Consider the following 11,582-nt stretch of genomic DNA (forward strand, 5'->3'; position numbering starts at 1 on the left):
CACTTTGACTCACACTGTGTAATTCTTAAAGTTTGAATGAGCTTATGTTATTTGCCTTAGGCGGCGTTTTAGGCAGTACGAATGGATTTATTCCCCACGGGCATTGTTATCTTTGGAAGCCTGAACTTGTCTGGCTGCATGTTCTGGCTGATGGGGCGATCGCCCTTTCCTACTATTCAATCCCAATTTTGTTAATTTACTTTGTCTCTCGACGAAAAGATTTGCCCTTTGACTGGATTTTCTTGCTGTTTGGAGCCTTCATTATTGCCTGTGGAACTGGACATCTCATGGAGATTTGGACGCTCTGGAACCCCAATTATTGGGCAGCCGGAATCCTCAAGGCGATCACAGCACTAATCTCGGTCTACACTGCAATTGGGCTGGTGCCGCTCATCCCAAAGGCTCTTGCACTGCCCAGCCCAGCCCAGCTAGAAGCTGCTAATCTGGCGCTTTCAGATGAGATTCTTGAACGCAAGCGCATCGAGCAGGAGCTACGGGTTGCAGAAGAAAAGGCAAGAGAGGCAAATCGTGCCAAAAGCGAGTTCCTGGCAAACATGAGCCATGAACTTAGAACGCCTCTGAATGGCATTTTGGGATATGTTCAGATCCTTAAAAAAGATCGAGTGATAACCGAGACCCAAAAACAGGGATTGAATGTCATTCAGCACTGCGGAGAGCATCTGCTAACGCTGATCAATGACGTGCTTGATTTGGCAAAGATCGAGGCGCGGAAGATGGAGCTAAATCCCAGCAGTTTCCCGCTCGCTTCTTTTATAGAAGGCGTGAGTGAAATCTGTCGGGTGCGTGCCGATCAGAAAGGGATCTCGTTTGCTTGCGAATCTTCTGAGTCCCTGCCTACCCTGGTTTGGGCAGACGAAAAACGTCTGCGCCAGGTGCTGATCAACTTGCTCAGCAACGCGATTAAGTTTACAGAAACTGGTGGGGTGACGCTTAGGATTCATCCCCAGGCTGATAAGGTTCGCTTTGAGGTTAAAGACACAGGTGTAGGTATTGCGCCCGATCAGCTAGACGCGATCTTTTTGCCGTTTCAGCAAACCGGTAGCCTCCAGCAACGAACTGAGGGAACCGGGCTGGGTTTGACTATTAGCCAGAGTTGGCTGGCGCTGATGGGAAGCCAGATGCGAGTCGAGAGCAAGTTGGGAGAGGGCAGCACATTTTGGTTTGATTTGGATTTACAGGAGTCTTCGGAAGCGATTGAGATTCGCAAACCCAACCAAGCGTTGATTCGGGGCTACTCCGGAGAGCGTAAGCGGGTTCTTGTTGTAGATGATCGGCTGGAAAATCGCTACATCTTGATTGGTCTATTGTCGCCTATCGGATTTGAGGTTGTCGAAGCCCAAAATGGACAGGAGGCTCTAGAAAAGATCCAGGGCTTTAAGCCTGATCTGATCATGACGGATTTGGCAATGCCCGTGATGGATGGCTTTGAACTGACCCGTCAGATCCGCCAAAGACCCGATTTCAAAGATACGCCTATTATTGCAACCTCAGCCAGTGTGTTTGAGAACGATCAGCAGCAAAGTTTGGGGGTCGGATGTGATGCTTTTCTGCCCAAGCCGATTCGTGAGCATGAGCTTCTAGAGCGACTGCAAGCGCTTCTGAAATTGGAGTGGACATACGAGCATTCGTCAGAAAAAACTCTGTCCGAGTCTTTGTTTTCATCTAAGTCTGAGGCATCCGAGGAACTCATCGTTCCGCCACCACAGGGCGAGCTAGAACTGTTGCTAGATTTGGCGATGCAAGGGGACTTGAAGGGGATTCAGTCTCAAGTTTCTAGGTTGGAGAAAATTAGTGCTGATCTTGTACCTTTTTCCAGACATTTGCAGCATTTAGCTCAGCAATTTGAAGAAGAGAAAATTCTTTCGTTCATTCAACAATATCAGACCGTGAACTAATGGAAAAAGAGAGTTTGAGTGTCCCTTCGACACAAGAGACCGAGGGGTCTGACACCCTTCTAATCGTGGACGATACGCCAGCAAACCTGGGTGTTTTATCTGATTTTTTGAGCGATTTGGGCTTTCGGGTGCTGATTGCCCAAAGCGGGGAGAGCGCTCTTAAAAAGGCTGAGTATGCCTCGCCGGATTTGATTTTGCTGGATGTGATGATGCCTGGTATTGATGGGTTTGAAACCTGTCGTCGCTTGAAGCTGGGAGAGAAGACAAAAGACATCCCCGTGATCTTCATGACTGCGTTGTCAGATACGAACAATAAGGTCAAAGGATTTAGCTTGGGTGCTGTTGATTACCTGACAAAGCCAATTCAGTATGAAGAGATGCTGATGCGGATTAACTTGCATCTACGCTTGAAAAAGCTGACCGCACAATTGCACGAGCAAAATGTGCAGTTACAAAAGGTATCGAGCCTGGGACAGCTTGTGGCTCATGTGGCGCATGAGGTGAACAATCCGGTCGGGTTCATTTCGGGCAATCTGCACTATGCAGAAGACTATGTTAAGCATTTGTTTGATCATCTCAGCCTGTACCAGCAGCAGTTTCCTGATCTGCCAGAAGTCATTCTGTCTCATCAGGACGTAATTGATTTGGATTATCTCTATCAGGATTTGCCTAAGATGCTTAGCTCTATGCGGCTAGGGATTGAGCGAATCCGAGATATTATGTCTTCTTTGAGAATCTTTGTGCGAGTGAATGAGGTTGAGAAGAAACCTGTTGATTTGCATGAAGGAATCGACAGTACGCTTGCTATATTGCAGCATCGATTAAAGGCGATCGCCCCCAATTCCAAAATTCAAATTACAAAGGATTATGGGAATCTGCCGCTAGTCAATTGCTATGGCGGGCAGCTAAATCAGGTGTTTATGAATTTGCTGAGTAATGCCATTGATGCACTGGAGGAAAAGCTGCAATCTGTCCCCAAAACGGCATCTCAGCAGACCCCAGCAATTCAGCATTCTCCGATGATTCGGATTCAGACCCAGGTCTTGCCCAATCAGCAGGTGCAGATCAGCATTGCCGATAACGGCAAGGGAATAGAGGCAGAGGTGCAGCAGCGGTTATTTGATCCGTTTTTTACAACCAAACCATCGGGTAAAGGAACGGGATTGGGGCTTTCTATCAGCCATCAAATTGTGGTCGAAAAGCATGGCGGACAACTGTACTGCCGTTCTCAGCCGGGTCAGGGCACTGAGTGGGTAATTGAGATTCCCGTGTAAACTCAGTTTTTCCAATTTAGGGTGCATTCCAGTTGAGGGCGACCTCAATTTGGCTGGCCAAAGTTGCCGGATCGAAGGGCTTGATAATGACCGCCTTTGCGCCGAGTTGGGCGTACTGCTGTTGAGCCACCACTTTGACGGTAGCTGTAAGAAGGATCACCGGAATTTGCTGAGTGGCGGTATTTTCCTTGAGGGCTTTGAGCGTGGCGAGTCCGTCAACTTTTGGCATTTTAACATCCAGTAAAATTGCGTCTGGCTGATGGGATTGGGCGATCGCCATCCCTTCTTCGCCAGAGGCTGCCGTCAGCACATTCCAGTCTCGTGTAAATTGCAGGCTGGCTTTTGCAATCGTGCGAATTGCTGCTTCATCATCAATGAGTAATACCTGTCGAGGTGCCATAAACATCACCAGGCAAAAAAATGCTGTGTTGTTTTCAACGTCCTATCTCAACGTCCTATCTCAACGTCCCATTTGGGAGTTTACGCTGATTTATGGCTCAGGCGCAGTCGCAACTGATTTGGGGAAAGGCGCGTCCGGCTCAAGCGATTGCATAGACGAAAGAGTAGTTCAGATTCGCTAAAGGGCTTGGTGAGGCAATCATCTGCACCGACGCTTAAAAGCTGTTGCACGGTTGCCATGTCCTGATGCCCGGTCAGGAAGATGATGGGCAAACGATTCCAGGTATGATCGCTCCGCACAATCTGGCAGATCTGTACTCCATTCATCTGCGGCATCTCAACATCCAAAATTAGTAAGTCCGGCGCGATCGCGCTTAGGGTTTCCCAAAACTGGCTAGAGTCTTCCAGGGTAAACAGGTGAACCTGCCAGGGCGAGAGCATTTGCCGCAGGGCCGTCAGTACCATTGGGTCATCATCCACCACCAATATTCGCATTCCTGCCAGTTGATGAGACTCCACCACATCGCGCACGGTCATTAATAGAGTTCCCAACGGAACGTCTTTGGGCACAAACTGGCAGCGGCTGCGACAAAGCAACTCCAGACGATCGCCCAGATTATCGCTATTGGCAATCACCAGAATTGGCAGGGTCGGAAACTGAGCCGTCAGGTCTTGCAATAGCGCTAAGCCTCCAGGCAGGGCGTTGACAAGGGTGAGGCTGAGCAGCACTGCATCGGGCACCCGACGGGCGATCGCCGCCCTGGCCGCCGCGACAGAAGTCACCCCCTCTGCCTCGATGTCGCACGACGCACCCTCCGTCTGCACTTGGGCAACAAAGGCTTTTGTTTCATGCATGATCAGCAGCGCCAGAGGCGATTGGCTATCAGACAATGCAGATGGAGAAAGCCCCGCTAAAAAACCAGACAACTGAGGCGGAGACGACAATTCCTCCTGTAGCTGGGCAACCAGCGACGAGAGGGGAGCCGCTGCGATCGGCGCATCCGTTGCCTGTAGGTGTTGTTCGATGGCTCGCGCCAGACGAGAACCCTGCGGAAACCCAAACATACCCAGCGCCCCCGCCAATTTATGAGCAGCTTGCTCAGCCAGATCGCGTCTCGCCGGAGACAAAGATTCACGCTGGAGCATTGCTACAGCCTGATCGAGATAAGTCAGTTGCTCCAGCATTGGTTCTCGAAACTGTTCCCAGGCTTCCAGGGCAGCTTCACGGGGATCGCGGCGATTAGAGTTGGAATCAGGCGCAGGGGTAGGAGCAGGATCGAGGTCGGATGCAGAAGCTAGAGCAGGGCGATCGCCCGCTGAATCTTCTTCCAGAGGTTTCAGGCGATAGCCCTGGCCATACAGCGTTTCGATCAGGTCTGGAGTGCCCGCTGCCCGCAACTTTTGGCGCAGCCGCTTCATCAGCGCTCTCACAGCCTCTTCGCCGGGCGATTCTTCAAACGCCCACAGTCGCTCCAAAATGCTGCTACTGCTAAACACACGCTGGGGATAGCGCAAAAATAGTTCCAGCAGGCTGTATTCCTTAGAGGTCAGCAACACCTCTCGCCCCCCATAGGTCACATTGCAAGCGTCAGGATCTAGCCGCAGCCCGCTCCACTCCAGCACAGGCGCAGCAGGAAGTTGCTGTCGGCGCAACAGCGCCCGGATACGGGCAGAGAGTTCCTCAACAGTGCAGGGCTTCACGACGTAATCATCTGCTCCTGCATCTAGCCCAGTCACCTTGTCCGCGCTGTCATCCTTGGCCGTCAGCAGCAAAATCGGCTGATGATAGCCCGCCTGCCGAATCCGCTGGCAAAGCTGAAACCCGTTGAGCTTTGGTAAGTTGACATCCAGCACCACCAGATCGTAAGTGGTTGCCTGGATGTAGCTCCAGCCCGACTCTCCATCAGTCGCTACATCCACTGCGTAGCGCTGCGCCACCAAATAGGTTGACAGCGCATGGACAAAGAGTTCGTCATCTTCTACCAGCAGGAGCCGCATAAGTCTGAGTTGTCGTAGTCTTGGAAGTTTGCTCCCCGCCTTGCTCGCCCAATTGGACAAAGAATCCTAAGCAAATGCTAAAAACGGGCATATTTTAAGCATAAATACTTAATATGTAGTGAGACTTGTCCTGGATTCACCCAGAATTCCCTAAGTAGGAGTACCCAGCACCAAGTTAATCAAAGCTTTAATCCTGAAAACGCGCAATTAATCTCTGAAGAAGCTTTTTGTTGAAGTGAGTTCTAGTAATGCGTCTGGGTCTGAACCTTTTGCCAGTGAATTTCCGTAAATTCCCGCAAACTGCTGGGACAGACATCGGTTCAACCCACCAAAAGCCTTACTTCTGACCTGCTAAATTTCGCACAGAATGGGTACTCTAAACCCAGTCACTCCCCAAAACAGGAGAATTACTGGCAAATTGTCACTTTTTTCTAAATCATGAAATTCTAAGCGCTCAATTCCTGCTGAAATCTCTTTTTATGCACGCCAAACACTATATTTACGGCAGAATTTACGGCAGAACTTTAAACGCTTCTGCCAGGTTCCAGGGGTTTGAACTCGTTACTCAATGTCGCAAGTTTAAGGCTGTAAAGGTTTATCTTTTAAAGCAGAAATTAAGCGTCCTGATGCTGACTTTTAACCCTGCTTTCTCTGTTTTTCAAGTCTTCCAACAGCGGCAATGCATAGAAGCAAGAGAAGCAAGCTGTTCTAACCAGAGGCAACCTATTGGGCTGGCCCAGATCAAATTTCTAAAATCCGTTAAGGGGTTGCCCAAAGCAGGGAGGCAGCAAATTTTAAGAACTGGATATACTTAGCTCACTAGGGCTATTTTGTTGGATTGACTGGATTGATTCGATTGATTGGATTGATCTGTCTCTATCGTAATTGCCTTTTTCATTATGAAAGTCCTGAAGCTAAAGAGCGCTCCACCAAACTGGGCGCATCCCAGTTCTGCAAGTTTGCCCTCATCCCCCAGCCCCTTCTCCCTTGTTGAGAGAAGGAGAGCCGGATTGGAAGTCCCTCTCCCGCTTTGGGAGAGGGATTAGGGTGAGGGTTGCAAAAGTGGAATACACCCACCAAACTGCTCGACCTGAACCCTGAATCTCAGCAGAATGCTTAGATAATGGACGGGAGATGAAATCGGCTGAGGGAGCGATCGCCCCTGATAGAGCAGATCATCAATCAAAGACTGCTTTATACTAGCTCCGCTGCGATGCATCAGCAATACAAAGTGTTCCGAAATTGACGTACTAAAAAGTGTTGAAAATTTTAGAAATGAGACGTGAATCTATAGATAAACATGCTGATTGGTCGGGCAGATCCAAGGTCGATAGCCCAGCCAACGTCTCTACAGATTCTCTGTCAACAATGGGTGATATTTTAATTATCGATGATATGCCGGATAACCTGCGGGTGCTGTCGGCAATCCTGACAAAACAAGGATACAAAGTCCGCAAGGCGCTGAGTGGACAAAGTGCGATCGCCTCTATTCAAGCCAGCCTGCCTAGCATCATTTTGCTGGATGTGCGAATGCCAGAAATGGATGGCTACGCCGTTTGCCAGATTCTAAAAGATAATCCAAGAACCAGCCGTATCCCAGTGATTTTTATTAGCGCACTGAGTGATGTCATGGATAAGGTGAAAGCGTTTGATGCGGGCGGTGTAGACTACATCACAAAACCTTTTCAAGAAGCAGAGGTGATAGCCCGCGTTGAAACGCAGATGCGCCTACAAAAACTCCAGCATCAGCTTATTCAGCGCAATGAGGAGTTGCTGCATTCCAACCGGGAGCTAGAGCAGTTTGCCTATGCGGTTTCTCACGATTTGCAGCAACCCCTACAAACGATGATGGGCTTTGCCAAACTGCTGATGATGAAGCATGAAACTCATCTGGATAGAGCGTCCGTCGAGCATCTGGCGGGAATTTTGGAATCTGGCAGGCGATCGCAGCAGTTGATTCAGGGCTTGCTGAGCTATGCCCAGTTGGGGCATCAGGAACATGAGCTAGATACGACTGACTGTACAGTGATTTTAGACATCGTTCTGGAAAACCTGGAAACGAGCATTGCTGAAAAAAATGCCAGCATTACCTATGAGAATCTTCCAGTCGTTCAGGCAAACCAGGTGCAGCTTGTCCAGGTTTTCCAAAATTTGATTGGGAATGCCATTAAGTTTGTGCCAGAAGGGCGATCGCCCCAGGTTTTGGTCACTGCAACCCAGTGTGAAACAGACTGGCTATTTGCAATACACGACAACGGCATTGGCATTGAAGCGTCCCATCTAAAGTCGATTTTTGAAATTTTTCAACGACTGCACACTGCTGAAAACTATCCCGGAACGGGGCTAGGGCTGGCTATTTGTCGAAAAATTGTAGAACTGCATCGCGGGCGAATTTGGGTCGAATCTCAGCCCGGAGTTGGTTCGGTCTTTTACTTTACGTTGCCCGTCTGATATTGATTTTGGATTTTAGATTGGCGATTTTGGCTTGGCGATTTTGGTTGACCGATTTGGTTTTCTGAACTGACAAATTAAGAGGGTGTTTGAAAAGGTATCGTTTGTAATGCTAAGCACTCAGAGATCCCCCTAGCCCCCCTTAAAAAGGGGGAAACCGCCTTAAAGTCCCCCTTTTTAAGGGGGATTTAGGGGGATCTTGCACGCTTTGCCACAAACAGTAGGACTTTTCAAACAGCCTCTAAAAAAGCCACGCACCGTTCAATGAAAACAAGAGCGCATGGCTTAGGGCTGATTTGAAATTGGAGAGGTTAGCCATCTCGCGCATTCACGCGCATTCAACTAAGCTAATCTAGTCTCAACTCTTCTCGATGGCGCTCTGAGTGAAGCTGCTGTAAGTCTTGTACAGATTAGCAGTCCAATTAGCACCCCAAAATCGCAAATCCAAAATCGCAAATCCAAGACCAAGAACCGATATCAACCGCCAGCTTAGATAGCTAGCGCCGTCTTGAGCTTGGCTAGCGTTGCGGCTTCCTCAGGGCTGATCTTGTTTGCGCCAGAGCCAAACAGACCGCTGCCAGCGGCCTCGGCCACATGGGTTGCGGCGCTGTAGATAAACTGTTTGTACTCAGCGATTTCGGCAGGGGTGGCTTTGGATTCCAGTATCGTCAGAGCGTCGTTTACCGCGGCGATCGCCATGTCTACCGCATTGTCGGGCGTTACGTCCTTAGGCGTTTCAGGCTTGAAGGTCTTCAGAGCTTCTTCAGTAAACACCCCCTGGATGATCGAGTTCGTCGGGTACTTGGCGGCTGCACCCACGACTTCCTTTGCCAGAGCCGCCGCTTCGATCGCCGTAGAGACAATGCCCATGTCGGCGATCGCCACCGCCATGCCGCTCATGGTCACCGCCTTGAGAATCGCCGCACCTTCCTCAGGAGAAAACGACATATAAAAGCTCCGATAAAATTGCTTAAGAACTTCGGCATGATACCACTTCCGATTCGGTTTGGAAGTATGGCAGGCATCTGGACAAAATGCCAGGTATTCTCTGGATTTTGCGACTCTTTTTGTGCCCTCTTTAGGTTCCTTCTGGCTCCCTTTTAGCTCTATTCATGACCCAAGCGCTTGCTCTATCCGATTTTCTAGCTGCGCCCGGAGTGCTGCTCGATGTCCGCAGCCCGGCCGAGTTTGCCCAGGGACACATTCCCGGCGCAATCAGCTTTCCACTGTTTACCGACGACGAGCGGGCGCAGGTGGGAACCTGCTACAAACAGCGGGGGCGGGATGCCGCTGTGGAACTGGGCTTTGCTCTGGCAGGGCCAAAGTTTGCCGGGTTTATCGCCCAGGCGCGATCGCTCGCTGGAAATGGCCGGGTGCGGCTGCACTGCTGGCGCGGCGGAATGCGGAGCGAAGCTGTGGCCTGGGTGCTGGGCATGGGGGGGCTGACTGTAACAACGCTGGTGGGTGGCTACAAAACCTTTCGGCGGTGGGCGCTGACGGTTCCCGCATGGACGCGGCCAATCTGGATTCTGGGCGGCATGACGGGCACAGGCAAGACTGCCGTGCTGCACGCGCTGGCGGAACGCGGCGAACAAGTGCTGGATTTGGAGGCGATCGCCCACCACCGGGGCAGCAGCTTCGGCATGTTGGGCCAACCGCCCCAGCCCACCAATGAGCAGTTTGAAAACGAAATCGCTGTGCGCTGGGCGGGGTTTGACCCGACGCGGCCCGTGTGGATCGAAGCCGAAAGCAAGCGCATCGGACTCTGCCGCGTGCCGGAGCCGCTGTTTCGCCAGATGGATCGGGCGGCAGTGCTGGAGTTGGTGCGTCCCCAGACGGAGCGGCTAGAAATTTTGGTCAGAGACTATGGCGGCTTTTCTACCGACGATCTGGTTGCCGCCACCGAGCGCATCCGCAAGCGCTTGGGCGGGCTGCGAACTCAGGAGGCGATCGCTCTCCTGCAAGCGCGGCGGCTCCCCGAAGCCTTCGACCTGCTGCTCACCTACTACGACAAAACCTACACCTACGACCTGACGCGCCGTTCCGTCCCCCGCTACCCCATTGAGGTGGCAGGGCTGTCTGCGGCCGAATGTGGCGATCGCCTCCTGTCCTTTGTCCGCGCCCTCCCCGGCACGGTTTCGGATGACCCGCCCGCCCTTTGCGACCTCGCCCTGACTCCCGATGGTTGATTTTGGATTTTGGATTTTGGTGGGCACGCTGTCAGGGCTGGCCGATGTTTCAAAAGTTGGATTGGGGATTTTGGATTGTGGTGGGCACGTTGTCCAGGTTGTCGGTTCTCTTGTAAGTTCCCCTGCAAATAAAACTGCAAATAAAATGGCCAGAAGCCCTGAAAATGCCTAATCCAAAATCCAAAATTCAAAATCTAAAATCCCAGAAATCCAAAATCGACACCGTGGAAAAGCCCTCAAACCTTCTGCTCAAGCTCAGCCGCCAGTTGTTTGATGATCCGCTGGAGCAGGGGCGCTTTGTCACCGCGCTGACGCAGCCGCAGCCGTTTCACCCCTGCATTCTCTGGTGTCGCCCGCGGCCGGAGTCCTTGCCGTTTGCGATCGCCCCCACCGTGTCTTGGCAGCCCGCTCCCGTCGATCGGCTGGCGCTGGGAGAGCGGCCGGGCGCTCATCCGTGGCACGAGGCGGGGTATTTCTACTGCCTGGATTTTTCGTCGGTGTTTGCCATTTCCCCCATCGCGCTGCTGAAGGCACAGGCGGGCAGGCCGCCCCAGACCATCATCGACCTCTGCGCTTCCCCTGGCGGCAAGGGCATCTTTGCGGGCACAACGCTGCAACCCGCGCTCTTGCTGAGCAACGAAACCATCGGCAAGCGCATGGGGGCGCTAGTGTCGAACCTGCGGCGATGTTTTACCCCCGCCGAGAATACTGCGCCGCAGCGGGTGGCCGCCGTCAGCCTGGATTCGCAGGTGCTAGCAGAAGCAATGCCCCAGGCGGCGGATCTGGTCATCGTGGATGCGCCCTGCACGGGGCAATCGCTCCTGGCCAAGGGCGAAACCGCACCGGGCTGCTTCCATCCGATTTCCATCAACAAAAACGCCAATCGGCAAAAGCGGATTTTGTCCAACGCGGCGCGGCTGGTGGCTCCTGGCGGGCATCTCGCCTATATGACCTGCGCCTATTCCCCCGCCGAAAACGAGGGCGTGATGGACTGGTTTCTGGAACGGTTTCCCCAGTTTGCGCCTGTGTCCGTGCCCCCGCTGGCGGCGCTTCAGTCGCCCCTGACGGACTTGCCCTGCTACCGCATGTTTCCCCAGGATGGGCTGGGGGCGGGCGCGTTTACGGTGCTGCTGCAAAACCAGGAGGCGGGCGCGGTGCGGGAGATTGGGGAAGCGGGTTGGGCGGAATTTTGGGGGCAATTGCGCCAGCGTTGCGGAGCAATATCGCGCCCCGTCTGGATTCGAGACAGGCCTGACCATTCGCCGCTGAGTTAGCGCAAACGCAGACGCAGGAGTCGCTGCTGAGTCGCCGTTAAGTCGCCGCGAAATGCCGCTCCGCTGCCATGCGATGATCGG

Annotated in this window: 9 protein-coding genes; 6 read left to right on the top strand and 3 right to left on the bottom strand. The window is 52.3% G+C overall.

Annotated features, from left to right (window positions below; translation table 11 throughout):
- The first annotated feature begins 44 nt into the window (after positions 1-44).
- Positions 45-1,916, top strand: coding sequence for an ATP-binding protein (locus IGS51_RS03900; protein WP_297076140.1), 1,872 nt, complete (start codon positions 45-47; stop codon positions 1,914-1,916).
- Between the two features lie 65 nt (positions 1,917-1,981).
- Complete coding sequence (locus tag IGS51_RS03905) at positions 1,982-3,190, top strand: response regulator (RefSeq protein WP_297076145.1); 1,209 nt, start codon at positions 1,982-1,984, stop codon at positions 3,188-3,190.
- A 16-nt stretch (positions 3,191-3,206) separates the two neighbouring features.
- Here the strand turns inward: IGS51_RS03905 and IGS51_RS03910 are convergent, their stop codons facing one another.
- Complete coding sequence (locus IGS51_RS03910) at positions 3,207-3,590, bottom strand: response regulator (RefSeq protein ID WP_297076147.1); 384 nt, start codon at positions 3,588-3,590, stop codon at positions 3,207-3,209.
- A gap of 80 nt (positions 3,591-3,670) precedes the next feature.
- Positions 3,671-5,587, bottom strand: a complete 1,917-nt coding sequence (locus IGS51_RS03915) for a response regulator (RefSeq protein ID WP_297076150.1) — start codon at positions 5,585-5,587, stop codon at positions 3,671-3,673.
- A gap of 1,368 nt (positions 5,588-6,955) precedes the next feature.
- On the opposite strand from IGS51_RS03915, the gene IGS51_RS03920 reads away from it, so the two are divergent.
- Positions 6,956-8,038: a response regulator gene (locus IGS51_RS03920; RefSeq protein ID WP_297076153.1), complete on the top strand. Its 1,083-nt coding sequence runs from the start codon at positions 6,956-6,958 to the stop codon at positions 8,036-8,038.
- A gap of 489 nt (positions 8,039-8,527) precedes the next feature.
- Here the strand turns inward: IGS51_RS03920 and IGS51_RS03925 are convergent, their stop codons facing one another.
- A complete protein-coding gene (locus IGS51_RS03925; protein WP_297076156.1) occupies positions 8,528-8,986 on the bottom strand; it encodes a hypothetical protein in 459 nt (152 codons plus the stop codon).
- A gap of 164 nt (positions 8,987-9,150) precedes the next feature.
- On the opposite strand from IGS51_RS03925, the gene mnmH reads away from it, so the two are divergent.
- Genes mnmH through IGS51_RS03940 form a run of 3 tightly spaced genes read left to right on the top strand, consistent with a single transcriptional unit; the run spans position 9,151 to position 11,501 of the window.
- Complete coding sequence (gene mnmH, locus IGS51_RS03930) at positions 9,151-10,227, top strand: tRNA 2-selenouridine(34) synthase MnmH (RefSeq protein WP_297076159.1); 1,077 nt, start codon at positions 9,151-9,153, stop codon at positions 10,225-10,227.
- Positions 10,220-10,399 carry a hypothetical protein gene (locus IGS51_RS03935; RefSeq protein WP_297076160.1) on the top strand — a complete coding sequence of 60 codons (180 nt, stop codon included), beginning with the start codon at positions 10,220-10,222 and terminating at the stop codon, positions 10,397-10,399. Before mnmH ends, IGS51_RS03935 begins: the two co-directional genes overlap by 8 nt.
- Before the next feature lie 52 nt (positions 10,400-10,451).
- Entirely contained in the window at positions 10,452-11,501 is a 1,050-nt protein-coding gene (locus tag IGS51_RS03940) for an RsmB/NOP family class I SAM-dependent RNA methyltransferase (protein ID WP_367279250.1), read from the top strand.
- Positions 11,502-11,582: the final 81 nt, after the last annotated feature.

Source organism: Thermoleptolyngbya sp. M55_K2018_002, from assembly GCF_015295965.1.
GTDB classification, from domain to species: Bacteria; Cyanobacteriota; Cyanobacteriia; order Elainellales; family Elainellaceae; genus Thermoleptolyngbya; species Thermoleptolyngbya sichuanensis.